This is a genomic window from Paraburkholderia sp. HD33-4, from assembly GCF_021390635.1.
In the GTDB taxonomy this organism is placed as follows: Bacteria; Pseudomonadota; Gammaproteobacteria; order Burkholderiales; family Burkholderiaceae; genus Paraburkholderia.
The window spans coordinates 266,596-293,058 of the sequence record NZ_JAJEJS010000003.1; the positions used below are offsets into that span (position 1 = coordinate 266,596).

Sequence of the window (26,463 nt, forward strand, 5' to 3'; positions counted from 1 at the left end):
GCGCCTGATGCGTATCGCAGGCCTGCGCCCTATTCTGCGGGCGCTGAACATGGCACTGACCCTCCTTGGCGTTTGTGGAAGCGCGTGCCAATGTGCCCGGACAAATCTCTTGCCTCGATCATTTGGCGTTGCTCAGCAAGCTTGCCGAGAGCGCGGCGATATACACCGAGCACGGCCAGCTCGCGCATTTTGACTCGGCCTGATACTTACCGGCTGTGTTCATCGCACAGTCGATATCGTGCTCTTCGACGAAATTGCGGGCCGTCGAACCGCTTATACAGTTCTCAGATTTCGTTCAGACTCAGAACTTCTTCGAACGGTAAATGGCGGTCCATCCAGTCGTATTGCCTGCCGACTTCCGCCCAAGGCCAGTTGCGAGCGGTCTCGCCCGCCTTGAGGATATATTCAGCGTCCCGGTCACGACCGAAAGAAGCTTCAGATTTCGTATCGATACTGTGCTCGTGTTGCAATTGCGTCTCCCTTGCCGAAAGTTCAACTGGGGCATCTCTAGCTTCGAGCCCGAGCTAATGAGCGTAACCAGCGGCCGTCTCCGAGAGGCTCTTGCCTTTGGTTTCGGGTGCGAGCCATTGCGACAATGCCGCACCCAAACCGGCGATGCCGGCGGCGATCAGCATGGTTCCCGAAGCGCCGATGTGGGTCATCGACCACGGCAGAAGGAACGTGCCGAAGCCAGCGCCGACCCGGCTGACGGCGGCCGCGAAGCCCGTGCCGATGCCTCGGGCTTCCGTTGGGAAGACCTCTCCAGGATAGACGCTCGTCAGCGTGTTATACCCGGCGTTGAAGAACGAGAAGATCAGGAACAATGCCAGCACGGCCGCGGGCGGGGCGCTGGACCACAGGGCAATGGCCGCGAGGACCACGGTGCAAAGCCACTGCGGTGGCACGGTTAGCGTACGACGGCCGACTTTCTCGATCAGCAGGACCGTGATCACAACGCCGGCCAACGCGAGCGCGGAGAGTCCGATGCCACCGGCCAGCCCGCCGCTGAGGCCGTATTTCTGCAGCACGCTGTCCGCAAAGGTGCCGATGGCGAAATACGGTGTGACGGCGCAGAACCAGAAACCGGACATGAACAAGGTGGCACGCCAGTACTTGCGGGAAAAGAGCGTCGCGAGCCCCACGTCGCCCGTAGGGGAGTGCTCGCGCTCGATGTCGGCTCTATCCTCTGCGCTCCCGATATACCGTCGGGCAATCGCGCGTGCCTCGGTCGTGCGTTTCTGTCTCCACAGCCAGCGTGGCGATTCGGGCAGGCCGAACCGGGCGACCGCCACGATCAGCGCGATAATGGTGCTCGAACCGATGATGATGCGCCAGTCCAGGTGTGTCGAGTGGTCCAACACGTATCCCACCATGAAGGCGACCATGAATCCCCCATACCAGGTCATCGTGAGCGCGCCCATGAGGATGCCTCGTAGCCGGGCGGGAGCGAACTCCGCCATGAGCGGCCAGCCGACGGAGTACTCCACGCCGATTGCGACGCCCATCAACAGACGTACGATGAACAGCTGAAGGGGAGAGTCGACAAAGAACTGTGCCGCGGACGCAATCAGGAATACCAGCATATCGACCATGAACAGCGGCTTCCGACCGTACTTGTCAGAGGCCCAGCCGCCCAGCGGCGATCCGAACAGGATGCCGAACAGCGCACCCGCGGCAATCAGGCCCTCCCAGAACGCCGAAATGTGAAGATCGGCAGCTAGCCTGGCACTCACCGGTCCGACAATCCCGAGGATATAACCGTCGAGAAACGTTCCGCCCAACAGAACGAAAATCAGCCTCTTCATGAAACGTCGTTTGAATGCGACGGACGTCTCTGTCTGGGGGATTTCTCCGACGGCGCCCAAGGTTCTGCTTTGCGATGACATACAGTAGCTCCTCCTATTTTTCATTCAGCTGGCATCCGGGGATGCTCAGCTCGTGCGCTGTACAGTAGCGCCGAACGGTCTCTAAGCAAGGCCCCTCCCCGCACGATCGTTTCGTCGAGGCGATGGGCTCTAATTCATTAAAAATGCGCGAAGCAATGATTCTTTTGGCTTGCACCGGAGACTGACAAACGTTCGCATACGTCTGAAGTCCGTCGAATTCATTTCGGCGTACTTAAGTCGGTCGACATGACTCGAGCAGAAGAGTCGATTCATGTTGCCGTCAGATAGCGTACGAACGAAAGAAGTCTTTGCCAGTGATTGCGATGCAGTCTTTCCAGCTGCACTGCTTGTTCATGATCAGACGGGACTTTAGTCCCGTACCGCTATTTGAAGTCAGACAGGATCTGTCGGCTAGAACGTTTGCGACGTATCGCTAGAATGCCGCCTGACGGGCGGGCCAGTGCGTAATCGGCTAGAGAAGAATCTCTTTCAGGTTCTCAAACTTCGTCCGCTTCATCATCGTTCAGATCAAGCCAGATCGTCTTGAGCTGGGTGTACTTGTCATGGAGAAATTCGATAACGTCAGGGCCTTTGATCGTGCTGGCACCCGCGGTGTAAATAAAGCCGTTCTCGCCGAAGTTCAGTGCGGCGACCACGTTGCACCTGCAATGCTGTTGAGTTCTATGCTGTGGGGCAGGCCACGCGGCGACCAGCTGCGATGGCCTATGGCTCGATCCTGCGCCCAAGCACCAGCAGGCGCGCCGCTCGCGTGCTTATGTCCCGATGCTTGTGATTGACGTCGTTGCTCGCAACATCAGCCCTTCCCAGCCTGAACCGGCCCCGTCACTCTCGCTGGCCGCGCGCGCGTCGCGAACCAGCACAGGATCGAACCTCCGCATACCATCAGCGCGCCCTTCCAGAATTCGGTCGACAACGGCGCGTGCAGCAGCAGCGCGGCCAACGCGGCCGACAGCACGGGAATGAAGTACGACGCGCCGGCAAGCACCGTCACGTTACCGTGCAGAATGCCGATGTTCCACGCTGCATAGCCAAATGCCATCGCGGACGCGGCCAGTACCAGATAGATGATCGCCTCCAGGCTGATCGCCATCTGGCCGCCGCCCTCGATACCGAACTTGGCCCACAGCACCACACCGGTCAGCATGAAGAACGGCGTAATGCCGTTCTTGCCGTTGGCGATCCGCACGGTCACCGTGCAATAGGCGGCCCAGATCAGCGCGCCAGACAGCGCGAGTCCGTAGCTCAGCGGGTTGTCCCTGACGTTCTCCAGCATCCCCGGCAAGTCCAGCCCGTGGTCGCCGCCAAGCGCCCAGCAGATGCCGAGCATCGACAGCAGGAAGCCCGGAACCACCAGCAGGCTGGCCCGCTGCCGGTTGAACAGGATCGCCGACACCAGCGTGAAGGTCGGCCAGAGGTAGTTGACCATGCCGACCTCGATCGCCTGCCGGCCGCTATTCGCGTAGCCGATGGAAAGTGACAGACACAACTCATAGGCGACGAAAAGCACGCTGCCCCAGACCAGATATCGGCGCGGAAACTCGCTGAGCCTCGGAAAGCCGACCGAAAAAAACAGCAACACGGCCGCCAGCGAGTAAATCATCGCGGCGCCCCCTGTTGCGCCGAGGCTTTCGCTGACGCCGCGAATCATCGCGACGATCGAGGCCCACAAAATCACCGCCATCAAGCCGATAAACGTTGCGTTCTTTTTGCTCTTCATACTCATCGTCTGCTTCAGATAAATCCGACCCGCCAGCGCACGGCGCCGGCCTATTGCAATGACTCAATCCAGCCAAACACGACCGGCCGCGTCCATCGGGCTGACGGACGCGGCCGGCAACAGCGCGTGATGCGACTATGCGCTCGCGAGCGGTACGTCGATCCAGATGGTCTTGATCTCGGTGTACTGGTCGTGCGCCCACTGGGACTTGTCCCGGCCGCCGAAGCCCGATTGCTTGTAGCCGCCGAACGGTGTTGTAACGTCGCCCTCGCCAAAACAGTTGACGGTCACGACACCCGCGCGGATCTCGCGCGACAACCGCACCGCATGGTTCAGGTTGCTTGTGTAGACCGATGCGGCGAGTCCATAGATCGAGTCGTTCGCCAGTGCGATCGCTTCGTCGAGGTCGGTGAACGTCGTCACCGACAGCACCGGGCCGAAGATCTCCTCCTGAAACAGCCGGCTGCTTTGCGCGACCTCGTCGACCACGGTCGGCTGAACGAAGATCTCGCCCTCGGTGTTGCCGCCGAACGGCACACACATGCGTTCGGCAGCGGCGTGCGTGAGATACTCGCGAACTTTCTCGAAGTGCGCCTTGCTGACCATCGCACCGAGCCGGTTCTCCGGATCGAGCGGATTGCCCATTTTCCATTCGCGCAGGTGCACACCGATCCGCTGCAGCAGTTCGTCCTTGATGTCCGCGTGGACGATCAGGCGCGACGAGGCCGAGCAGTTCTCGCCCATGTTCCAGAACGCGCCACTGACGACATGCTGCGCGACCGTATCGAGATTTTCCACGTCACGCAGCACGACGGCAGGATTCTTGCCACCGCATTCGAGCACGACCCGCTTCAGATTGGACTCGGACGCATACTGAAGGAAGCGGCGGCCGGTCTCAGTCGAGCCGGTGAAGCTGACCATATCGACGTCCGCGTGGCGCCCCAACGGCTCACCGACGTCCTTGCCGCTGCCCGGCAACACGTTGAACACGCCCGCCGGCACACCGGCTTCGTAAGCAAGTTCCGCGACGCGCAATGCGGTCAACGTGGTCTCCTTGGCCGGCTTCACGACGATCGAGCATCCCGCCGCCAACGACGGGCCGATCTTCCACGCGAGCATCAGCAGCGGGAAATTCCACGGCAGCACGAGACCCACCACGCCGATCGGCTCGCGCACCACCAGAGCCAGCGCACTGGCGCCCACAGGAGCGGTGTTGTCGTAGATCTTGTCGATCAGCTCGGCGTGCCAGCGGATCGTATGGATCGTCTCTGGAACGTCGGTGTTCTGGCATTCGCGAATCGGCTTGCCGCTGTCGAGGGACTCCATCGTCGCGAGCTCGTGCGCGTGCTGCTCAAGCAGATCGGCGAACTTCAGCAGGATCGACTTGCGACGCGACGGCGCCAGATTGCGCCAGCGTCCGTCCTCGAATGCGGCCTTCGCCCTCGCGACCGTCAGGTCAACGTCGGCCGCATTGCAGGCGGCGATTTCAGTGAGGACTTCGCCGGTCGCCGGGTTGGTGGTCACGAACGTTGCACCGGACATCGACGCACGGAACGCGCCGTCGATGAACGCCTGAGTCGGTAACCGGAGTTGCGCGGCAAGCGCCGCGTATTCGGTAGCGCTGAGCAGATCGGCCATCAGGCTTTGCCTCCCGCCACGGCCGCGACTTCGCGCTTGAGTTCGGTCACTACCGTGCGCAGCGCCTGTTTCTCCGCTTCGTCGAGTTCCTGTAGTGGCGCACGCACGCCGCCGGCGCGCAGTCCGGCGATCTCGCACCCATACTTGATCGACTGGACGAATTTGCCGCCTTCGAGGAAGTCCATCAGCGGCAGCATCGCGGACATGATGCGGCGGCCCTTGTCGAAATCCTTTTCGACCGCGCACGCTTCGTACAGCGCGATGTGTTCGCGCGGCAGGAAGTTCGAGCCGGCGCACACCCAGCTGCGCGCGCCCCATGCGAAGAATTCCAGCGCCTGATCATCCCAGCCGCACGACAGGCCGAGCTGTGGGAACTCGCGCGCGAGCATGTGCATTTGGCCAGTTTCGCCCGAGCTTTCCTTGATGGCGACGAAGTTTTTCGACGCGCGGGTCACCGTCTCGAAGAACTCACGGCCCATCGACACACTCATGCGGCCCGGGTAGTTATACAGCATGATCGGTAGGTCGGCCGCGCGGTCGACCGCCAGCGCGTGCGCGGCGTTTTCCTGCTGAGTCGGCAGCGCATAGGGCGGCGAGCCGACCAGGATTGCGTCCGCCTGGATCGCCTTCGCGGCCTTCGCGTACTCGATGGAGTCCTCGGTACGGACCGCGCCCGTGCCGATGATCAGCGCGGTGCGCGAGCCAATAACTTCCTTCGCGAACGCGCCCAGATCGAAGCGCTCCTGCGCGGTGTGCGCGTAGTACTCGCCAGTCGAGCCGCCGATGATGATGCCGTGCACTTTCGCCGCAATCAGCGATTCGAGCACGTCTGTGAACGCCGCCTTGTCGATCTGCCCTGCTGCGTTCAACGGCGTGATAGCCGGGGTATAAATGCCTTCGAAGTTCATGATGTGGTTCCGCTTAAAAAGGAAAACGAGTGCTTCAACGAAGCGCGCGCCGCCAGGGTTTGAATGTCGGCACGCGTGGTAAAGGTCAGTGGCTCAGCGATGCGGCCTCCTGCAGACTCAGCGAACAGGTCTCGGGTGCCAGCGCGAGCGACGCCGCGAGACCGATGAACGAGACGGCCGCCGCCGCGTACATCGTGTTGCCGATACCGATGCTTTGCAGCGCGATGGGCACCAGCCAGGTTCCGACCGCCGCGCCGATCCGCGACAGCGATGCACCCATGCCGACCGCAAACGCGCGGATATCGGTCGGGAAAATTTCATTCGGGTACACCAACTGCAGAACCTGCGCGCCGCCGATCAGCACTGCATACGCGCCGAACAGCACCAGGATCACCAGCGCAGAGCCGTTGGAGGCGGCGCCGAGCGCCAGGAGTGCGAGGCCCGACCACAGGAAGCTGTGGATCACCATCGCGCGCCGGCCCAGCGTGTTGATGATGCGCGTCGCGATGAAGCAGCCCACCACGAACAGCAGCGTGATCGCGACCGAACCGAGCGACTCCCACTTGCCGGTCAGATTCAGCGCTTCGAGCACACGGGGCGCGAACGAATAGACCGCGAACACCGGAATCACCGAGCAGCTCCAGAACAGCGATACGAACAACATGCGCTTGCCGTAGCCGGAATGCAGCAGTGCCCCCAAAGAAATTTTCTTGCCGGTCTTCTCTTCAGGCAAATTCGCCAGGGAAAACGAAGGACCATACACTCGCTTGATCACGGCTTCCGCCTCGGCTGCCCGGCCCTTGCTGAGCAGCCAGCGCGGCGACTCGGGCGTACCGATGCGCACCACGAACAGCGCCAGACCGATCACGGCCGGACTCGCCAGCACCCAGCGCCAGGCATCGGGACCACCGCTCGCGAGGATCAGATTACCGACGATATACGCGAGTGCCGCGCCGAGGAACCAGATGATCGTCAGCAGTGCGAGACGCGGGCCGCGGTATTTGCGCGGCATGAATTCGACCAGCAGCGAACCGGCGACCGGATACTCGATCCCGATTCCGATGCCGATCAGGAAGCGCAGAACGAACAGTGCTTCGCCGGAATGCACCCAAAGCTGTGCGAGCGAACCGACGAAGAAGATGACCGGACCGAAGAAATAGGGCTTCTGACGGCCGAGGCGGTCGGACAGCCAGCCGCCGAGGAAGCCGCCAAAGAAGATGCCAATCAGCGCGGAAGCGGCGACCATCCCTTCCCAGAAACTGGTCAGGCCCAGCGCGGCGGAAAACTGCACCATCGCCACACCGATAATGCTCAGCACGTACCCATCCATCAGCCAGCCGCCACTCGAGCGGATGGTCAGCAGTTGATGAAATCCATTGAGCGGAACCTCCTCAATAGTCAGGTGATTCTTCAGCATTGCTGTTTCCTTCCTTGAAATCTGCTGCAAAAGTCCTGGCTTGCGCCATGGGTCTTGCGTACTGAACCTGAACATTTCGTATGCGGTTGGCTCGGTCGCTCCGCCGATTGATGCGTTCCGCGCAAACCGCCGTCGGCCTGCCGGCTGCGTCGACGACTGAGGTGGGTTCAGCTTTCGAGTCCTGCCTTGCGTTGGCCCCACCAAAGGGTTGCGTTGACGCCGAGCGAGAGGAACGGCTCTGGCGGCGTCTTGTTCGGGCCCGAGGTGGCGAGCAGAAAATCGATCTGATCGCTGCGCTTACCTGCGAGCCAGTCGGCGAGCAGCGTGCCGGTGACGGTGCCGCGCGTGATGCCGAGCCCGTTGCAGCACAGCGCGCCATACACATTGGGCGCGAGTTGCCCGAAGAATCCCTTGTGGTTATGCGACAGCGCCAGCGAACCGCTCCACGTATATTCGAAGTCGACATCCGGCAGCATCGGGAAGCGCCGCTGGAACGACTGCCGATGCCGCTCGACGAAGCGCGCCAGGTTCTGTTCCTTCGGACGACCGTCGGGATTGAAGCTGAAGCTGTTGCGCACGAGGACGCGGTTATCGTGCGTGCGCCGCACCGTGCTGCCGAACGGATCGGCCGGAATCACGCCCCAGAACGGCTTGCCGCCGAGCTGCAGCTGTTCGGCCCGGGTGAGCGGACGCGTCAGGCTCGCGTACAAAAAAACCGGCAGCATCGTGCGCTCGAGGAAACCGAAGCGTGCGCCGAACGCGTTGTTCGCGAGCACCAGCTTGTCGGCAACGATACGGCCGTTGCGATGCGCGAGCACGATCTTCTCGCCGTACTCGACATCGGTAATCGGTGTATGTTCGTGCAGCGTCACGTTCGGCGGCAGGCAGTCGGCCAATCCTTTGACCAGCGCCGACGGCTGTACGAGGATCGTCCCCGGCGTGAACAATGCCTTGCGATAGAACGATGTGCCGATATGCTCGGACAGGTCCTTCCCTTCGATCACTTCATACGACTGGCCGAGCTTGTCGAGGCCACGCCGGTAGGCGTCAAGCACGGCCACGCCGCGCTCCTCGACCGCTGCCTGATATTTGCCGGAAGCGCTCATCTGACAATCGATGCCGTGCTCGCCGACGATCTCTCGCAGGATCCTCTGGCCGAGCAGGTTCAGCCTTAGCGTGGACTTGGCGGTCGCAATGTCGCCGATGTAGTCGTCAGCGCCAATGTCGTGTGGCAGGTCGATCGCGAAGCCGGCATTGCGTCCCGATGTGCCGAACCCGACCTCTTGTGCGTCGACCAGCACGACTTCGTCGTCCGGAAAGTTCAGGGCCAGCTGGCGTGCGGCGGCCAGACCGGTGAAGCCTGCGCCGATCACGGCCCAGCGCGCATGTGATTCGCCCACGTGGCCCGGCCGTGGCTTGCGAGCCCGGCTGGTGTGATACCAACCGCACATACTGTCGTCGGCGGGAACCGATGAAATACTTTGCATTCCTAAATCCATGGTCGCTATGAGGTAATCCCCCGCGGTCTGACAGGAACGGCGCACCAAGATTTGTGCGCCGTTCCGCGCGGCCCTTAAAACTGGATCGGTACGTTCAGCCCTTCCGGGATCACATACTCGGTCATACGTCGGCGCGACAGTTCCATGTGACTACGAACCAGTTCGCCGGCTAGCTGGACATCTCCACGTGCAATCGCTTCGATGATCTGGTCGTGTTGATCCACGGCCTTGTCCAGGTCCTTCTGCATATCACTCGTCGTCGGCGCGCGATAAAAAACCTTGCCGAGGCGCGCGTGGTCGATCAATACACGCCGCAGGCTTGGCATCAGATAAGCGTTGCGGGCAATGCGACCAATTTCAAAGTGAAATTCATCGTTATGCAGCACGCGCCCCTGCAGGTCGTTGCGCTCGATCGACGCGCGAAATTGCGCCTGGATCTGCTTCAAACGCTCTACCTCTTCGGGGGTCGCGTGGCTCGCTGCCAGCTGCGTCGTTGCGACATAAATCAGCGGCGCGGCCTGGAAAAAGCTCCGCAACGACTGGTAGCCCATTGGTGACACCCGGGCCGGTCGATTCGGTTCGAGTTCAAGGTAACCCTCGGCCGCCATCTGGCGCATCAGTTCGCGTACCGGCGGACGCGACAGTCCGAACTCCTCGGCCAGCGCCAGCTCGTCGACGACCGCGCCGGGCGCGAGCTCCATGCTCACGATACGACGCCGCAGCGTCTCCGCCATCACATTCTTACGATCTCCCGACGCTCCGGATTCGGTGTCCGCGGGTGCCAATTGAAGCTTCTGTTTAGACATGATTTGTTTGTCTACGAAGTGTAGACATAGTATAGGTTGATAGTAGTCTTAGGGATAATAAGGGTTTACACCTCATCCGGACAGGCAATTGGGGGCGCGACAATGGCTGCCGCCAACCTCAAATTTCGGCACCTGAGGCGTATCCCGCCGAGGTCGAACAGGCGCCGCCGACCGCGCGCCCGCCGACTCGGCGCGACTGCTCTATAGCAACCATCGACCGATGGTGGCGCGTTCGCCGTACCAGCGGACCAAGCGTTTGTGTTGCAGTCAAACGCCGATAAAGACCGCGTGAGCGGGCCAACGAAGGAGTGGAACCCAATGTCGGCTCGTCCACTGTAACGCCATCGACGAATGACGAACGGGTGTAAGTGATCTTCGCCCTATGGCGATTCAATCACATAATGCCGTTGCGCAATCGCGACTTGTTCGGGAATCAATAGTCACCGCCAGACCAGCGAGCGGACCCGCGGCAGACTGATTCGTAACTCACTTCCGAAGACACAGAGTCCATCAATTCGCCGACCCGAAGCCAGATATCCGCCTCGACGTGGTCTCCGTTCTAGTAAGACGTCGAAAATTTTCTAGCGACGAGACAAGGCTTGTATTCAAATCAAAACAGCGGTCCATCCTGCACGTCATCTTTCCAACTACGACCGGAAAAGTCATGTTCACACGCAAACGCCTCGCCGAGGATGTCCATTTCGAACTCCGGACGGTTGTCGAACGGAAACGGGTGCCTCACGGCGACGATTCTTTGCGCAGTGGCGTCGAAAATGAACATGCCGCCAGTGATTGCGATCAGCCAGAGTCAACCGTCTGGCTCGCACACGGATGTGGCGTTCGTGAAACAGCGAAGCACTTTGCCTGAATGTCGACCCATTCCCGGCGTTGCCAAATTGTTATTTCCAAATTGGGATTACCGTGCAAACCTACATTGGACCCTTTGATTCTCCGGTTGCTTGCAAAGTCGCGTTGTTTAAGATTGGTACCGATCGCGGTGACGTCTTCATGAAGGTGAACCCTACCGGTCCCAGGAATGAAGAACGTGCAATCGTTGAAGTCCGGCGCGACGCAGTGCTAGGGCTATGGCGCAATGGGACGTTGGCTGAAGGCGAAGACCCGTCTTCGCTACGTAAGGCGTCTACATCGCTCAGGAAAAATCTCGAATTCGCCGAGAAGGATTTCTTGCTTGGAAGGACCGACCCTGTCCCGTTAACTGAAGTCCGGTGCCGGGTACGTCCCGAATCGATCTCCCGATCGATCAACGCTTCGTCCTTCGTTGGGACGACCACAAAGCCATACGTGTCAGTGGCCGATGGCGTCGCCCGAATGCTGTGGCTCACTTCGCATGGGGCACGCTGCTTTCCCGTTGAGTGCCTCGTTGCCGAGGCGCCTTTGCTTTCACGGCTGGCCGGAACACGCAGCAAATGGATGCGAGTCTCGGAGTTGCTGCCGCTCTGACTCCAACGCACGCGACTCACCACGGTGAGACTGAGAAAGGCGTGAGGAGGCCGAGGCCCGTCCCGCGCCAGTTACCAAGAAAGCCACGGATTACGGCGTGCCTGCCAGCACGCCGTTCGCCATCGTTATCGATGTAGCCGGCGAAGCACACCTTTCTCCGAGCGAGGTGGCGTCCCGTCCGGGCCAGGCTAGCCGTGGCCGCCCCGCGCGGCCGGCAGCGCGATCTGCACCTCACGAATGGGAACCGTATCTTCATTCCACGGTTAATCGATTCGATGGCAACTCGAGCTTGGCCATTTGAATCAACCCGGCAACAACAATGACGATCAGGGAAATGACGATGAGCCAGTTTGCGAACCAGCCTGCTTCGGGCGTTCTCGGCCACGCAAGATCGATGATCGAAGCAACGCCGAAAGCCAGCGCGATGACCTTGATGATGATGCCCTTCGAGCCAAGCTGGAAGGCACCGTCGGAACGCCACCCTCGCAGACTCGATACCAGAGACGCAAGCACCACCATCTGGAACGCAGTGTAAATGCCGGTGGTGGCGAAGCTGATGATCTGCGTCGCGGCATTAGCGGAAATGAACCCGACCGACAGGACCAGGATGGTCAAGGCAGACGTCGTCCAGATCGCAGGAGTCGGTTGTTGCCGCGTTCCGCTGAGCCGGCCCAGGAAACGGGCGCCGACGATCATATTGTCGCGGCCAAGCGAGAACATCAGGCGACTGATCGAAGCGATCACCGAGGCGACCGCGCTGACAACGACGCAAAGCAGGCACACCATGGTGATATTCAATCCCAGCGGACCTAACGCTTGTTGAATCGCGGCGCTCGCCGGATCGGCAACTTTGCCACTGAGCGCGCCCGCCAGATCGGGAATGGCGAACAGCAGGCCGACCGTCATCAGCAATGCGGAGGTGCCTCCGCATACGATGGTCAGCAGCATGGCGCGCGGTACCGCATGCGACGCGCCGTCCACTTCCTCGGCGAGATCGCCGCAGGCTTCAAAGCCATAGAAAATCCAGATGCCGATGAGCCCCGCTGAAAATAATGCTGCGGTGTAGTTGCCATGCGCGATGTTGTACGTGTGCCAGATAATCGAGAGTGGCTGCACGCGGGCGAAAAAGAGCATATAGACGCCGCAGACGATCAACCCGGCGATGCCGGCCCAGACCCCGACTTCCGTGGCTTTTGCCAGCACACGAGTGCCAGCGAAGTTCGCGATTATCGCAATGACGGCAATCGCGATGCCCGCGATGGCGTTGAACTCCGGGGTTGCGGGCGCACCCAGAAGGCTGGCCAGAAAGGGAGCCCCACCGGCGGCGATTCCGGCCGCGGTTCCAACGAGCGCGAACAGGTAAATCCAGGCGGTCAGAAACCCCCAACGTGTTCCACCGAGCTGCCGTGCCCATTGATAGATCCCCCCGGCGATGGGGTAGGCAGACGCGGCCTCCGCAAAAACCAGACATACAAAGGCCTGACCCGCGAGCACCACCGGCATCGTCCAGAAAAAGGCCGGTCCAGCGGCCATGAGCGCTGTCGAGAACAGCGCAAACACGCCGGCCATCGGGCTCATGTAGGAATAGCCGAGGGAAAAGTCGGCGAAGAGACCGAGTACGCGGCGAAATTGCGGCTGATAGCCTAGTGCCAGCAATCTGCTGTCTTCGCTGTCGCGTACGCCGGATTGCGCTTTCTCTCTATCATGCATTTGGAACTCCTATCTATCAAGGCGGCAATGGTTCTGCTAATTTCACCGACGACTAGCCTTTCGAATACCAGCCGTTGTCAACGTAAAGGGCTGCGCCGTTGATAAAACTGGCGTCATCCGACAAAAGGAACAGTGCCGCCGACGCCGCCTCCTCGGCTTCGCAGATACGGACCTGAGTATCGGCAAGGCCTGCGTCTTCCCATTTCTGGCCAAGCTGGTCGAGCTCGTCGATCTCGCGAAGGCCATGAGCGGTACGAACGAATCCAGGGCAGATCGCGTTGCAGCGGATCCCACTTCCTCTGTACTCGGCCGCAATGGACCGGGCCAGTTGCAGAACCGCGCCCTTGGTCATGCAATACACGCTCTCTAGCGCAAACCCTTTCTCGCCGCCAATCGATGATGTGATGACGATACTGCCCTTGCCGCGCGCGACCATACCCGGCAGCACAGCCCGGCAAGTGATAAAGGCGGACCTGGCGTTAATCGCCATAAGCCGGTCATAGTCCTCGTCCGTGGTCTCGTGCAGGGGCTTCACGACAATTGTTCCCGCATGGTTGAACAGACAGTCGATCCATCCGAGCGACTCGGTAGCCGCGTGTACCGCAGCGCCGATCTGCTCGGAGCTCGATGCGTCCGCCTGATAGAAGGTCGCGCGGCCGCCTTTGCTGCGGATCTCATCCACCACCTGTTCGCCGGCCTCCCGCGCGATATCGACGATCGCCAACTCTGCGCCGTGCATGGCGAACAACAGCGACGCGGCACGGCCCATCCCACCCGCACCGCCGGTGATCAGAACCTTCCGATCCTGCAATCGTCCGAGGTTGATCGAGGGTGACAAGAGGTCGTCATCGGTACTTCGTCTTTTCATGTCCATCTTTCTGTCTCCACGGAGTCGTATATCCCGCGTCAGACCGCGACGGTATCGCCCGAACTCCAGGCATTGGTCCCGGCTTGCAGGTTGATCTCACTGTAGAAGGCCGTTTTCCTGTGCACTATCGGATTTCGGCAAGTACGGGTCATCCCTAACGACGACCGGACATTTTTTCAAAAAGCTTGACGTGTAAGCTTTCTCCGCGCCGACATAGCAGTGGCCGCGTTAGCGCGATTGAACACGATGTATCCGCTAGCGGGAGTTGGGAATCGTGGGGCTTGAGGTCATCGGACTCTCATTCAATCGCACTCAGCATGTTCCGGCTAGAAGCATTGCGACATGCATCTGGAATGCAAGCACATCGGTAGGATCGAAGGCTCGTGCCACTGCAAATCCTTCCCTTTGGCCCCTGGATTTATTTTGTTTTGCAACTGCGTTCGTTCTCCGGATCGATCGGACCTTGTCGACCCCGAAGTGATTGCGCCAGAAAGCACCGCATGATCGAATTTCGGTTAGCAAGGGTTTTTACGGGCATCTGTTTTGCCGCCTCTGCACGTTATCCTCCTGAACCAAAGATTACGTGATGCGGTAACCCGCTTTTCCTCTGATGAGTACGGCTCCTGTTTCGACGACTTCTCCAAGTGCCCGGCTTCTGGCGCGCACGGTCGCAGTGTGCTCATTCACTGAAGTGGACGAGCAGGCGCGTGCATTCGACGGCTGGAACCTTCGATACACACAGATCTCGGGCGGTCTTTTCCACGGATCGTCGTCGATTGTTTGGCTTGGCGGGATCAGGCTGCTCGTCGAGCAACTGGACAAAGTCATCATGCAGCAAGGCTCGGTGCCTTCCGACAGGCTGGCTGTCGCCGTTCCACTGGAACTGGAGGGCCACGCCAGGATGTGCGGAAAAAAAAGCGAACGTGACAGCCTGCATGTCTTCTCCAGCAGCTCGGAGTTTGAGTTCTACTCGCCGGACCGGCACGTTCTCGTGAACGTCGAAATAGAGCCTCAGAAGCTGTCGGCGAATTCGATGCGTGTTCTGGGTACGTCGCTCGTTTCCCGACCGATGGGGCCGCTCATCCCAATGGCCGCCCAAGCCGCAGGCAATCTGCGCGACCTTCTCAAGCAGACGCTCGCCGCCGCCGCGCAGTCATCAGCGGGCGAACAGGCAAACAGTGACGATCGCATCGAGCTTCTCGAAAGAACGATCCTCTATGCGATTTCCGAAGTCATTTCTGTTGCGCCGGGTGCGAACACTCATGTCGGCCCGGCAAAATACTGGTCCCTCGTGAATTCCGTGCAGGAACAGTTTCAGGATCCAGCAAGTTGTCCATTATCGATAGCCGAACTATGCGTGCAGTTGGGCGTTAGCAGAAGGACACTGCAGTATGCCTTCCAGGACGCGCTTGGCCTGAATCCAATTGCATACCTTCGAGCGGTGCGTCTGAATCACGTGCGTCGGGAATTAAGGCTCGGCGAATCCGTCACGTCGGCGGCGACGAAATGGGGCTTCTGGCATCTCAGCGGCTTCGCGCATGACTATCGCGTCATGTTCGGGGAGTTACCGTCCGCAACGGCGAAACGTTTCACGTGCATGCAGCGTGGATGGAACAGCGGAACTTCGTGTTTGTCGTCCGCATGAAATCATCCGACGCGCCAACCATCTGTCAGCCGTCCAACGGCGTGATGTCAAACGAGTACCACCGGTATTGTGCGGAACGAGGCAGGAGCACTTTCATCGCGCCGCCCTACCGGGCCATAAGAACTCCGTATCCCGGCGACTTCGCGGCGATGTTCAGCCTTCTCAAGCAGTACCACAACAGCGCGGAATTGCTGGTAATCACCGGACGCCCGACTTGCGCTTCGATCGACCCGATCACACTGCTCACGCGAATCCCCGCGCAACTGATCAGCAGCGCGTCATAGTCGCGCGGCAAGCGCGTCGCAATGTCGGACCAGACCTCCGGCGGCAACGTACCCTGCTCGAACGGCGTCCGGCACGCGCGGCTCGCTTCGGCGACGACGCTCAGCCCGCGTTGCTCGAAAAATGCCAGCTCCGCCGCCACCACGTGCTCGCTGTAGGCGGTGACGAGTCCGAGCTTTTTCACGCCCAGCGCGTCGCACGCGGCGAGCACGGCCTCGATCGTCGTGACCGCTGTGATGTTCGTCGCTGCCTTCACCCGTGCATTGATCGCGTCAGGCCCGTTCACGACGCCGGCCGCCGTGCAATTTGTCGCGATCAGATCGACCCTCGCGTCGGCGAGCAGTTGCGCGTGCTGTTCGATGTCGTCGATCAGTGTGCGATCGGACTCGATCGAAGTGTCGCGAAACGGCAGACGCGTCGTGACGAACTGCACGCCATCGGGTGCCATGGCCTGAATCTCGAAGTCGCACAGTCCGCCCGACGGATAGAGATGGCCGATGCGCGCGAGATGACCGAACCCGATACTCATGCTTGCCTCTCCTGTGTCGCGATTAGTCGTAGACGGTCGTGCGCGCCGCCATCGGATGATGGATGTTGCTGCCTTCGAACGGCGGGAATTTCTCGAAGTCCTGGCGCATCGCGTGGCGCACCGGCGAGTGCATTGCCTCGGTGATCGCCTGCGCGCTGTCGAACATCAGCTTGTTGCGCTGCATGTAGTGCACGCGCGTCCACGGCATCGCATCGAGCCAGTCGATGCGCGTGAAGATCTCGATCTCGCGCACGCCCGGAAAGTCGAACATGATCTGCGGATGATGCGTGAGGTAGTAGTTGATCCACGCGTCGAAGTCGAGCGCATGGCCCGGGTAGTGCACGAGGAACTGGCAAGGCAGACTACCTGCCGGCACGCGTGGTTCGGCATCGGCGACCGGAAACGGGCGGCGCAGCATCGCCTGCTGCTCGACGCGGCAGCCGGCGAGGCTCGGCAGAGCCGCGCTGGCGAGCGCCTGCAAATGACCACCTGGCGCGATCGGCGCTTCGAGGTCGAACACCGTGTCGTAGTCGAGTTGCATCGCGAAGATCGGCGATGGGCCGTCCTGCGTGTAGTAGTCGTCAGCGGACTCCGGGGTGTAAAGGCGCGAGCGGCGCAATGCGGGCGTCGCGTCGACGATCGCGGTAATCCGGTCGAGATCGGGTGCGGCGACGCGCGCCGCCGGATCCGACTTAACCCAGGTCACGAGGTAAGAGAACTGCATGATTGGAGAGGTCTCCTTGCGTGCTGAAGCGTTCACAGCGCCAGCAGAATGGTTTGGATGCGTTCGCGCCGTTGCGCGTAAGTGGCGCTCGAGTCGTCATTGAACGTGAGTGCGAGCATCAACGCAATGCGCAACTTATGCGGCGCGAGATCGCCGCCAGCGATCACGCCGTCGCGTGCCAGAAACGCTTGTGGCGGCACCGCGCCGCGCGCCGCGCGGCTCGACTGCACGACCATGACGCCCGCCTCCACCGCCAGGCGATACGCGGCCGCCTCGCCTGCCGCCGGCCGTCCCGGCACCAGTCCCGCACTGACGATGCCTGCGCTGCCCGCCGCGACAAGCGCGTCGATCGCGGCCCCGTCCGCGCCCGCATACGAGATCGCGATATCGACGCGCGGCAGCGCGAACGGCGAGTCCGCCTCCAGTAGCGCGCGTGCAAACCACGCGGGTTCGCCGGCGCTACGCGGGGCGATCGCATTGCGCCGCCACGCGATTCGCGCGTCCGGTTCGATTCGCGCGAGCGGCCCGTAGCCCGGCGACTCGAACGCGTTCAGCTCGAAGCTGGCCGCCTTGGTCACGTCGCGCGGGGAGAACAGCCAGCCGTCCATCGCGACCAGCACGCCGTGTGCCGCGCTGTGCGGATCGCGCGCCGCCGCGATCGCGCCACGCAGGTTCGCGAGCACGTCGCTGCCCGCGGTGTTCGCGGGTCGCTGCGCGCCGGTGACGATGACCGGTTGCGCGATGTCGAGCACGAGTTGCAGGAACCACGCGGTTTCTTCGAGCGTCGCGGTGCCGTGCGTGACGATGAAGCCAGTGATCGACGGATCGGCGAGCGCGGTGCGCCGTATCAGGCGCGCGAGTTCTACCCAGTCGGCCGGCCGGATCGCCACGCTGCCGAGGCTGCGAAACGTCACGGGCAGCAGTTCGACCTCGGGTGCCAGTTCGCCGAGCGTCGTGAGCAATGTGTCGATCGGATGTACGACGCCGCTTTCCGAATACTCGACCCAGTCGAACGGACCGCGCGCGTGCATCGCGAACGTGCCGCCGGTGCCGATCACGGCGATCTTCGGCGCGTGCGCCGGCCGCGTGTTAGTCGATAAAGAGGCCATCGTTTCAGCGGCTCAGCCGAACGTAGAGATTGCCGCCGTCGATCCGCACCTCGTGGCGGCGCGTATCGCGCACGATCGGCGCGGTCGTTCCCTTGCCCGTGCGCACGTCGATGAGTCCCGCGTGCAACGGACACTCGATCTCGTGGCCGTCGAGGAAGCCCTCGCTCAGCAGCGCGTTGCCGTGCGTGCAGACGTCGTCGATCGCGTGGATCTCGCCATCAACGCGAAACAGACCCACCTTTACTGCGTCGATCGTCACGCTCAGACAATCGTTGCCGTCGAAACATTGAGCCGCTTCACCGATCAGATGCCACGCGTCGCCGACGTCCGCGACCGATGCCGCCCCGCCGCTCGCGAACGTCTGCTCGGGCGCATGCTCAGGCGCGCGGACCGTGCGCCCGCAAACGGAAACAATGGGAATGACCTTCATAGCGCATAGTCCTTCTGAAGATTGATCACGTCATGACGCGTCATCGCGCCGATCAGGTCGGCCACGCGTTCAATGCCGCGCTGCTCGCAAAACGCCCGCATCCCGTCGATTACCCGCGGCATCGCGTTCGGCGTGACGAAGTTGGCGGTGCCGACCTGGACCGCCGTGCAACCCGCGAGCATGAACTCGATGGCGTCTTCCGCCGTGCTGATGCCGCCGCAGCCGATCACCGGAATCTCGACGGCCGCGGCGCACTGATAAGCCATGCGCAGCAGGATCGGCTTGGTCGCCGCGCCGGTCAGGCCGCCCATCACATTCGCGACGCGCGGCTTGAAGGTCTGCACATCGATCGCCATTGCCAGAATCGCGTTGCAGCACACGAGCGCGTCGGCGCCGGCCGCTTGCGCCGCGAGCGCGACTTCGACCAGGTTGCCGGCATTCGGGGTCATCTTGACCCACACCGGAATTCCCGTGCTCGACTTCATCGCATGCACGACCTGATAGGTTGCGTCGGGGTCCATGCCGAACGCCTTGCCGTTCTTCTTCAGGTTCGGACACGAGACGTTTGCCTCGATCGCCGCGATGCCGCTCGTGCCGATGCGCGCCGCCAGTTCACCAAATTCGGTTGCCGAGTTCGCCGAGATGCTGCCCACGATCGGCGGCGTATAGCGCTGATAGAACGGCACCGTCGTGTTGATGTAATAGTCAGCGCCCTTGCTCGGAATGCCGATCGAAAACAGCGTGGCGTCCTTGAACTCGGCGACCCGCGGCGGAGGCACGCCTTCGCGAATGTCGGCGGTGATCGTCTTGGTGACGATCGCGCCGAGGCAATTCAGATCGAAGACGCGCGCGTTGCCGTCCGCGAAGGTGCCCGACGCGGGCATGATGGGATTGGCGAGCGTGAGTCCGCCCACCTTGACGCTCAGATCTACCATGATGTGGTTTCCTGCAAATCGAACACGGGGCCGTCCCAGCAAACGCGCCGGAAGGTCAGACGGTCTGAATCCGCACGCTCGCGGAACGGGCGCACACAGGCATAGCACGAGCCGATGCCGCAACCCATGCGCTGCTCGATTGCGGTTTGCCCCGCCACGCCCCACGCGCGGCCCAGCTTCTGGAGCAGCAGCAGAAGCCGGTTCGAGCCGCAGGTGGAGAGGAAGTCGAACGGCGCTTCGGCGTGCAGTGCTTCGAGCTGCGCTTCGACGCGGGAGGCATCGCTGCTGCCGTCTTCGTCGGTGACTATATGAACGGTCGCGCCCGTTGCGCGCAGGCGTTCGGCCGACATCACCAGTGCCTGGCTGCGCGCGCTGAGCACGGCGCTCACCTGCGCGCCCTGCGCGACGGCATGCGCGGCGAGCGGCGCTAGCGTCGCGAGACCGACCCCGCGTGCCAGCAGCAGCACGTGGCGGGTGCCCGTGGGCAGTACGAAGCCATGACCGAGCGGCCCGAGCGCGTCGAGCGTGTCGCCCGGCTGCAATGTGGCCAGGCCTTGGGTGCCGGTGCCCTGCACCTTGTAGAGAAACTCGACAGTCCGTCGCCGTGGATCGGCCCCATAGACGCTCATCGGCCGGCGCAGGAACGAACTGCCCGCGGCGCCCGGCGGGCACGCGAGATGGAAGAACTGGCCCGGCTGCGCGAGCGCGGCGCCGGCCGGCGCCGCGACGATCATGTGCCGGTACTCGGCGTTGACCGGCGTGTTTTGCAGGACCTCGCAGGCGTGCTCGGCGATATCGAGCGCGGCGAGCTCGCCGCAGCAGGATTGCGAATGGGTCGCGCAAGGCGACGCAATGACTTCTGTCATGACTGGTTGTCCTCGGTGCGGGCGACGCGCAGCGCGTCGAGGTCCGCAAAATTGCTGGCGAGCGGCAACGGCCCATCCGCCAGGGTCATCATGTGGAGCGCTTCGAACTTCATGTAGCTGATCAGCCAGAGGCCGCTCGCCGCGTCGCGCCGGTAGTGTTCGGTCGTCACCGCGCCGAGCCAGACCGCGCCTGCGCGCGTGTCCGCACCCTCGCGCAGCGCGACCTGCATGAGCCGCCAGTTCGCTTGCGCGACGCCGCGCGCGGCGTCGACCTGGAGCGTCTCGCTGACGTAGTAATGCATCGCGAAACGCCACGGCGAGGCGAGAAACCAGCGCTCGATGGCCTCGCGTCCAACGAGGTCGCCGCCGAAGCCTTTGCCACCCGCCCAGACCGCATCGATGGTGAAGCAGGCAGCCTGCTGGCGAGCGACGTCGGCGAGCGCTTGTGCGTCGAGCTTGCGGTAGTCGCCGGTGTACTTCGCATCGGCTAGCGCGCCGTAGTACGCCTTCAGCGCGCGAATCGCTTCGTTCGCTTCGAGCCGTTCGACGCGTGCCGCGAGCGCCGCCATCTGTACGTCGGTATTTGCGGGCGTGTCGTTGCAGGCGCGGGCCTCGGCCTCTGTCAAACCCATCGAGATCGCGCTCATGCGGCAAGCTCCTTGAGTGACGTGCGCGGGTCCGCGAGGCGCGCCAGGTCCACGGGCATCGCGCTCGCGACGAGCTTTTCGAGGAAGCGCCGCTCGCGGCCCGCATTGACGAGCACGCCCGCGACGACGCGACCGTCGCGTACGCTCAGCGCCGCGCATGCGCCGGCGCCCGGTTCGCCGCGCAGCACGACTTCGTCGCGCGAATCGGGCTGGCCGACGACCTGGATGTTGTTGCCAAGCTGATCGGTCCACATCCACGGCGTTTCGCGGTAGGGCTGCGCGCGGCCGAGCAGCGCCTGCGCGACCGCGAGCGACTGGTTCTCGGCATTGCGCCACGTCTCCTGACGCAGACCGCCGCGCTCGCATGCACGATCGAGCACATGCGCGACGTCGCCGACCGCGTAAAGCCACGGCGCGTGGGGACTGCGGCAGGTTTCGTCGACATCGACGCCATGGCGTCCCGCGAGCCCCGTGCCGGCCAGAAACGCCGGCGCGCAATCGACGCCGATCGCGATCAGGATCGTGTCGGCCGCGACCTCGAAGACTTCGTTCGATCGTGTCGGATCAGCGACGAGGGGTTGGCAGCGCACGACGTAGCGCGCGCCGCCGCTCGACTTTTCCTGCGGCTCGCCAATCGCCTCGACCGCGACGCCCAATTCAACGCGCACGCCGCGCGCACGATGCTCGCGCAGCAGCCACTCGGACATCACGGGAGGCAGGCAGCGCGCGAGTACGCGCTCACCTGCTTCGAGCACCGTCACGGGCACGCCGAGTTCAAGCGCCGACGAAGCGACCTCCATGCCGATCACCCCCGCTCCGACGATCGCAAGGCTCCGGCTCTCACGCAGTGCGCGGCGCAGCGCGAGACTGTCGTCGACGGTGCGCAGCAGGTGCACGCCGGGCCGCTCGGCGCCTGGAATCGCGCCGTCGCGCGGCGCCCCGCCGGTCGCAACGACGAGCCGATCGAACGACACCTGCGCGCCGCTTGCGAGCTTCAGCACGCGTTGGGTCGCATCGAGTGCGACTGCGCGTTCGTACACCCGCTCGACGCGCGCATCGCGCAACGCCGACGGCTCCCAGAACGCCGCGGGGCCGAGGACGACGGGCGACGCCGCGAGCGCCGGCTCGGTATCGCTCGTCAACCATTCCTTCGAGAGCGCTGGCCGCTCGTAGGGCGGGTGACGCTCGTCGCCGATCAGCGTGATGCGCCCCGCGAATCCCAGCGCGACGAGGTGCTGCACGACGCGGCCGCCCGCGTGGCCCGAGCCGACTACCACGACGTGCTTCACGTCGTCCGCTTGAGAGGGATCGTGATTCATGATCGCGCCTTACACACGGGTTCCGGCGCGATACAGCACGCCCTTTGCGTCGAGACACGTAAAGCGGCGCGGCTCACCCAGCGGAATCAGGATCGCCTCGCCCGCGACGAGCCGGTAATGCTCGCCGGCCGCATCGATATCGAACTCGCCTTCGAGAATAGCGACGACTTCCTCGCCACACGCTCCCGCCGCGTCGTCGTGCACTTCGCTCGGCTCGAACACCGCGAACTCCGTGGTCAGCAGTGCGCCTTCGGCGCGCACTGTCTGACTCGCCGCATGCGGATCGCGCCAGCGTTCACCCGCTTGCACGGATGTACATTGCGCGAGGTCGTTCGCCGGATTCTCAGCACGGTTATTCATTTGCATCCCTCATCATCGATTGGCGAGCGGGTAGTACGGCGTGTCGTCTTGCGCGCCGTATTCCGCGCGCGGCGGCGACACCACGTTCAGGCGCATGCTCACGCCTTCTCCGCCGTAACGGTTCTTGCCGTAGTGGCTGAGGCCCGCGGGAATGATCATCGCGTCGCCTTGCGCGAGCGTGCGCTCGACATCGGGCGTCTCGGGCCGCACCTCGAAGATCGAGCACGAACCGAGCACCTGCAACGACGCTTCCTCGCCATGATCGTGTGCCTTCGCGGGCAGATTCGTGCCCTCCTGCTCGACGAACTTGATGACGGCGACGCTCATCGTCTTGCCGATCATCGTCTTCATGTACAGGCCGTTTTCGACTACGGTCTTCAGACCGTGATCGATGCCGAACACGCGGCATTTCGCCATTTGTAGCCTCCTTCAAATCCAGACCGGGCGCGCCGGCCGCTCATGTGTACGCTCAGGGCAGCGGACGCATCACAAAAGATTCGTCGGCGCGAAAGCGCGCGGACTCGTATCCGTCGATGACGGCTGGCTGGTTGTAGAACTCGATCGCGGGTGCGATCTCGGCCAGCGAAAGCAGCAGATACATCAGCGTCATCGCGTCCGGATGCTCGCCGAGCGTCGCGAGCGGAAAGCCGTTCAGATACGCCACCACTTCGTCCACTCGCGGCAGGATCGCGTCGCGAAACGCGAGAATGGCTTCCATGCCGACCGCGTGGCGTTGCGCGTTGCGCGCGGTTTCGGTGTCGAGCGCCCAGGTCTCGACGAACGGCGCGAGCGACTCGAAGCCGGCGGGCAACGTGCGCGAGACGGGTGCTTTCCTGCTGATGAAATTGACCGGCTGGGTAGGCATTGCGGTACTCATGTTCGATTCCTCGTTAAACCGTCGCACCGGCCGCGACGCCCTGCGCCAGCATCCGTTCGACGACGTGATACGCGTGGCGCACCAGCAGTTCGTTGTCCTGCAACACCATCACCTTCTTCGCGCCGGTTTCCGCCGCGCGTTGCGTGCGTTCGAGCGTGCTGAAGTCTTCGAGCAGCACGTCGCGCAGCGCGACCTTCATGTATTCGAGGAAGAAGCGACCGCCAGGCGTGGTCATTTCGGGGTAGTACACGCGTGCGTCGACGAGTGTCTGGTTGTGCGAGATCGGCCGGAAGTTGTACGCCTGGCAATAGTTCGGGCGCAGCGATACGTAGAAGTCCGGGAACACGATGTTCATGTCGAACAGCCAGTTCGGGCTTTTGGTCCAGTTCACGCCGGGCGGCAGCGCGTCGAGCGGAAACGCGTGCTTCGCGCTGCCGATGCCCGCGCGCAACGCGGCGGCCGCGATCGGGCGCTTCTGGCCCTGCTCGGACAACGCGTTCTGCGCCGCGGCGCCGCCCTCGGTCACGGCCTTCGGGTTGCCGTAGACGGACTTCTGGTTGCCCGCCAGAGAGAGCCGCCGATGAAACTCGCCGCACAGCGCGTCGAGCGGCGGCATGCTTTCGTTATCGGTCTTGTCGATCGCGTCCGCGATCGAATTGCCGTGCACATAGGCGACGTGATACGCCTCCTGGAACGCGTCGAGCGCGAGTTTCCAGTTGCAGTTCACGACCGTCTGCCAGCCGAAGCCCGCGGTGAGCTTGTCGAACGGATAGCCCTCGATGTCGCCGAACATCGGCTTCATGTAATCCGCGAGCGAGACGGCCGGAGCCGGGTCCATGTTCACGAAGATGAATCCCTGCCACACTTCGCACGCGACGCGCGCCAGTCCGAACTGCTCGCGATCGAGGCCGAAGAAGCACTTTTCGTCGGGCACGCCCGTGAGTTTGCCGTCGAGGTCGTAGGCCCAGCCGTGAAACTTGCAGAAGAACTTGCGGGTGTTGCCGCACTTGTCGTAGACGATCTCGTTCATCCGATGCGCGCAGACGTTGTGCATCGCGCGGATCTCGCCCTGGCGATTGCGCACCACGATGATCGACGTGTCACACGCGTCGAGTTCCTTCACGAAGTAATCGCCCGGCTTCGGGATCTCCTCGATCCGGCCGACGTGCAGCCATGTCTTCTTGAAGATGTGCTCTTTCTCGCGCTCGTAGTACTCCGGCGAAATATACGGCTCGACCGGGATCGGGCCAGAGCCGAGTTCGGGGTAACGGCCGGTCAGCGTGCCTGCCGGCGCGGGGACTGCGGGGGACAGCAAGGTCGTGGACACGATAGCTTCACCTCAAAAACGAACGTCGTTTAATAATGAATGGTATTCTGTTTTGGAAAATTCTGGCCGTCAAGTGTCTTTTGTCGATTTCGTGAAACGCGGCACAAATCCACGCCAATCCGAACGGGAGCGATGCAATGAAGCACGGGAAACAGGAGTTGATCGCGCAGGCCGCGCTCACCCTCTTTCAGCAGCAAGGATTCACAGCGACGAAGATGGCGCAGATCGCCTCGGCAGCCGACATGACCGCGGCGAATCTGTACGTGTACTTCGATTCGAAGCTGGCGATCCTCTATGAGGTGTACCGCCCGTGGCTGCGCGCGCAACTCGCTACGCTGAGCGTGCAGGTGCGCGCGCAGGACGGCGCCGAGCAGCGGCTGCGGCGCTTGCTGGTCGGCCTTTGGCGCGATATTCCGGGCGCCGACGCGAATTTCGCCAATGCGCTGATCGACGCCCTCGCGCAACGGCACGGCCGCGCCGAGCCGTCGAGCGCGTTTCTGAACGAAGTGGAACTCGCGGTCGGCGCGATGCTGCGAGAGTGTTTCGACACGGCCGCCGCGGGGCCCGGGGGCTCGCGCATCGACGACGCGATGCTCTCGCGTCTGATCTGGATGGCGTTCGACGGCTTCGTGATCGACCGGCGGCTCGGCGACGTGCGCGACGCGGAAGCTGTCGCGTCGCTGATCGCGGCGCTCGTGCTCGATACGCCCGCGATCTCCCGTGCACCGCGCGCCGGCGCGGGCGTGGCGGCTTGATAGAATGCCCCGAACCGATTCCCCGTCCTTCCAGTAGAGAGCTCTCAAGTGCCGCAAATCAAAAAAGCCGTCAGGCGGGAAGCCATTTTGACGGCCGCGTTCAACGCCTTCAGCGAAAAAGGATATTCAGCCACGACGATGACCGAGATCGCCCGTCTCGCGGGCACCACGGTCGCCAATCTCTACGTCTACTTCGACTCCAAGCTCGTGATCCTTTACGAAATCTACGAGCCCTGGCTGATCGAGCAGTTGCATCGGCTGCGTAGCGAAGTGGCGTTGCTCAACGGGCCCCGCAGGAAGATCGAGCGCATCTTGACGGGCATTTGGGGTGACATCCCGGCCGCCGACAACGCCTTCGCGAACTCGTTGATCGACGCGCTCGCGAGCGCGCCCGCGGGACTTGCAAAACCCAATAATCTGCTCGTATCGGTCGAGAATTACCTCACGCAATTGCTCAAGGACGCCCTGCCCGCCGAGCGCATCGGAGCACTCGGCGGCGATCTTTTCGCCCACGTGATCTGGATGGCGTTCGACGGCTTCGTGATCAATCAGCGGATCGGCGATCACCGGGACATCCAGCGCATCACGGCGCTCACCGCCACACTATTGCTTGGCGAAGCGCCGCGCGAGCTAACCTGACCTGACCTGACTGCGCCTCCTTCACCCAGGACTTTCCCGAACCACGCACATATTTATTTTGAAATCTTTTGACGCATCGAAAATAGAA

General features: G+C 62.5%; 28 protein-coding genes. 4 read left to right on the top strand and 24 right to left on the bottom strand.

Features of this window, described 5'->3' with window-relative positions; all coding sequences use genetic code 11:
• Positions 1–284: 284 nt before the first annotated feature.
• The 10 genes from L0U84_RS35765 to L0U84_RS35810 all read right to left on the bottom strand — a co-directional run bounded on the left by L0U84_RS35765 (position 285) and on the right by L0U84_RS35810 (position 10,673).
• On the bottom strand, positions 285–470 hold the full coding sequence (locus L0U84_RS35765) for a hypothetical protein (RefSeq protein WP_233857464.1): 186 nt from the start codon (positions 468–470) through the stop codon (positions 285–287).
• Positions 471–524: 54 nt separating this feature from the next.
• Positions 525–1,886 carry an MFS transporter gene (locus tag L0U84_RS35770; protein WP_233857466.1) on the bottom strand — a complete coding sequence of 454 codons (1,362 nt, stop codon included), beginning with the start codon at positions 1,884–1,886 and terminating at the stop codon, positions 525–527.
• A gap of 497 nt (positions 1,887–2,383) precedes the next feature.
• The gene (locus tag L0U84_RS35775; RefSeq protein ID WP_233857468.1) at positions 2,384–2,542 is read right to left on the bottom strand and encodes a hypothetical protein; all 159 of its coding nucleotides are present in this window, start codon (positions 2,540–2,542) and stop codon (positions 2,384–2,386) included.
• A 158-nt stretch (positions 2,543–2,700) separates the two neighbouring features.
• A complete protein-coding gene (gene yddG / locus L0U84_RS35780) occupies positions 2,701–3,624 on the bottom strand; it encodes an aromatic amino acid DMT transporter YddG (protein WP_233857470.1) in 924 nt (307 codons plus the stop codon).
• 135 nt (positions 3,625–3,759) lie between these two features.
• Positions 3,760–5,262, bottom strand: a complete 1,503-nt coding sequence (locus tag L0U84_RS35785) for an aldehyde dehydrogenase (RefSeq protein WP_233857472.1) — start codon at positions 5,260–5,262, stop codon at positions 3,760–3,762.
• Entirely contained in the window at positions 5,262–6,170 is a 909-nt protein-coding gene (locus tag L0U84_RS35790; protein WP_233857474.1) for a dihydrodipicolinate synthase family protein, read from the bottom strand. The genes L0U84_RS35785 and L0U84_RS35790 overlap by 1 nt, the downstream gene beginning before the upstream one ends.
• An 85-nt stretch (positions 6,171–6,255) precedes the next feature.
• Positions 6,256–7,587, bottom strand: coding sequence for an MFS transporter (locus L0U84_RS35795; protein WP_233857476.1), 1,332 nt, complete (start codon positions 7,585–7,587; stop codon positions 6,256–6,258).
• A gap of 167 nt (positions 7,588–7,754) precedes the next feature.
• Positions 7,755–9,074, bottom strand: a complete 1,320-nt coding sequence (locus tag L0U84_RS35800; protein ID WP_233857478.1) for an NAD(P)/FAD-dependent oxidoreductase — start codon at positions 9,072–9,074, stop codon at positions 7,755–7,757.
• Positions 9,075–9,160: 86 nt separating this feature from the next.
• Complete coding sequence (locus L0U84_RS35805; RefSeq protein ID WP_233857480.1) at positions 9,161–9,892, bottom strand: GntR family transcriptional regulator; 732 nt, start codon at positions 9,890–9,892, stop codon at positions 9,161–9,163.
• Positions 9,893–10,502: 610 nt separating this feature from the next.
• Entirely contained in the window at positions 10,503–10,673 is a 171-nt protein-coding gene (locus L0U84_RS35810; RefSeq protein WP_233857487.1) for a hypothetical protein, read from the bottom strand.
• A 227-nt stretch (positions 10,674–10,900) separates the two neighbouring features.
• On the opposite strand from L0U84_RS35810, the gene L0U84_RS44305 reads away from it, so the two are divergent.
• Entirely contained in the window at positions 10,901–11,353 is a 453-nt protein-coding gene (locus L0U84_RS44305; RefSeq protein ID WP_442794126.1) for a plasmid fertility inhibition factor family protein, read from the top strand.
• A gap of 252 nt (positions 11,354–11,605) precedes the next feature.
• Here the strand turns inward: L0U84_RS44305 and L0U84_RS35815 are convergent, their stop codons facing one another.
• Both L0U84_RS35815 and L0U84_RS35820 read right to left on the bottom strand, forming a co-directional pair.
• Positions 11,606–13,063, bottom strand: a complete 1,458-nt coding sequence (locus tag L0U84_RS35815; protein WP_233857489.1) for an amino acid permease — start codon at positions 13,061–13,063, stop codon at positions 11,606–11,608.
• 52 nt (positions 13,064–13,115) lie between these two features.
• The gene (locus L0U84_RS35820) at positions 13,116–13,937 is read right to left on the bottom strand and encodes an SDR family NAD(P)-dependent oxidoreductase (protein WP_233857491.1); all 822 of its coding nucleotides are present in this window, start codon (positions 13,935–13,937) and stop codon (positions 13,116–13,118) included.
• A 604-nt stretch (positions 13,938–14,541) separates the two neighbouring features.
• Between L0U84_RS35820 and L0U84_RS35825 the strand changes: the two genes are divergently transcribed.
• On the top strand, positions 14,542–15,576 hold the full coding sequence (locus L0U84_RS35825) for a helix-turn-helix domain-containing protein (RefSeq protein WP_233857493.1): 1,035 nt from the start codon (positions 14,542–14,544) through the stop codon (positions 15,574–15,576).
• Positions 15,577–15,682: 106 nt separating this feature from the next.
• Here L0U84_RS35825 and L0U84_RS35830 read toward each other — a convergent pair whose 3' ends face one another.
• The 12 genes from L0U84_RS35830 to L0U84_RS35885 are packed head-to-tail and all read right to left on the bottom strand — an operon-like array spanning position 15,683 to position 24,981.
• Positions 15,683–16,387, bottom strand: coding sequence for a maleate cis-trans isomerase family protein (locus L0U84_RS35830; protein WP_233857495.1), 705 nt, complete (start codon positions 16,385–16,387; stop codon positions 15,683–15,685).
• Between the two features lie 22 nt (positions 16,388–16,409).
• Entirely contained in the window at positions 16,410–17,111 is a 702-nt protein-coding gene (locus L0U84_RS35835; RefSeq protein WP_233857497.1) for a hypothetical protein, read from the bottom strand.
• A 32-nt stretch (positions 17,112–17,143) separates the two neighbouring features.
• Positions 17,144–18,220 (bottom strand): asparaginase, encoded by a 1,077-nt coding sequence (locus L0U84_RS35840; protein WP_233857499.1) that lies wholly within the window; start codon positions 18,218–18,220, stop codon positions 17,144–17,146.
• A gap of 4 nt (positions 18,221–18,224) precedes the next feature.
• Positions 18,225–18,650, bottom strand: a complete 426-nt coding sequence (locus L0U84_RS35845) for a non-heme iron oxygenase ferredoxin subunit (protein WP_233857500.1) — start codon at positions 18,648–18,650, stop codon at positions 18,225–18,227.
• Positions 18,647–19,585 (bottom strand): dihydroorotate dehydrogenase, encoded by a 939-nt coding sequence (locus L0U84_RS35850; RefSeq protein WP_233857502.1) that lies wholly within the window; start codon positions 19,583–19,585, stop codon positions 18,647–18,649. Before L0U84_RS35850 ends, L0U84_RS35845 begins: the two co-directional genes overlap by 4 nt.
• Complete coding sequence (locus L0U84_RS35855) at positions 19,579–20,451, bottom strand: dihydroorotate dehydrogenase electron transfer subunit (protein ID WP_233857504.1); 873 nt, start codon at positions 20,449–20,451, stop codon at positions 19,579–19,581. Before L0U84_RS35855 ends, L0U84_RS35850 begins: the two co-directional genes overlap by 7 nt.
• Positions 20,448–21,098 carry a nuclear transport factor 2 family protein gene (locus tag L0U84_RS35860; RefSeq protein WP_233857506.1) on the bottom strand — a complete coding sequence of 217 codons (651 nt, stop codon included), beginning with the start codon at positions 21,096–21,098 and terminating at the stop codon, positions 20,448–20,450. The genes L0U84_RS35855 and L0U84_RS35860 overlap by 4 nt, the downstream gene beginning before the upstream one ends.
• Positions 21,095–22,417 (bottom strand): NAD(P)/FAD-dependent oxidoreductase, encoded by a 1,323-nt coding sequence (locus L0U84_RS35865; RefSeq protein WP_233857508.1) that lies wholly within the window; start codon positions 22,415–22,417, stop codon positions 21,095–21,097. The genes L0U84_RS35860 and L0U84_RS35865 overlap by 4 nt, the downstream gene beginning before the upstream one ends.
• A gap of 9 nt (positions 22,418–22,426) precedes the next feature.
• A complete protein-coding gene (locus L0U84_RS35870; RefSeq protein WP_233857510.1) occupies positions 22,427–22,777 on the bottom strand; it encodes a hypothetical protein in 351 nt (116 codons plus the stop codon).
• 12 nt (positions 22,778–22,789) lie between these two features.
• A complete protein-coding gene (locus L0U84_RS35875; RefSeq protein ID WP_233857519.1) occupies positions 22,790–23,194 on the bottom strand; it encodes a cupin domain-containing protein in 405 nt (134 codons plus the stop codon).
• A gap of 52 nt (positions 23,195–23,246) precedes the next feature.
• Complete coding sequence (locus tag L0U84_RS35880) at positions 23,247–23,654, bottom strand: hypothetical protein (protein WP_233857521.1); 408 nt, start codon at positions 23,652–23,654, stop codon at positions 23,247–23,249.
• Between the two features lie 13 nt (positions 23,655–23,667).
• Positions 23,668–24,981 (bottom strand): aromatic ring-hydroxylating oxygenase subunit alpha, encoded by a 1,314-nt coding sequence (locus L0U84_RS35885; protein ID WP_233857523.1) that lies wholly within the window; start codon positions 24,979–24,981, stop codon positions 23,668–23,670.
• Between the two features lie 137 nt (positions 24,982–25,118).
• Between L0U84_RS35885 and L0U84_RS35890 the strand changes: the two genes are divergently transcribed.
• Together L0U84_RS35890 and L0U84_RS35895 are read left to right on the top strand one after the other, a co-directional pair.
• Entirely contained in the window at positions 25,119–25,736 is a 618-nt protein-coding gene (locus L0U84_RS35890) for a TetR/AcrR family transcriptional regulator (RefSeq protein ID WP_233857525.1), read from the top strand.
• A 48-nt stretch (positions 25,737–25,784) separates the two neighbouring features.
• Entirely contained in the window at positions 25,785–26,375 is a 591-nt protein-coding gene (locus tag L0U84_RS35895) for a TetR/AcrR family transcriptional regulator (RefSeq protein ID WP_326491229.1), read from the top strand.
• Positions 26,376–26,463 lie beyond the last annotated feature (88 nt).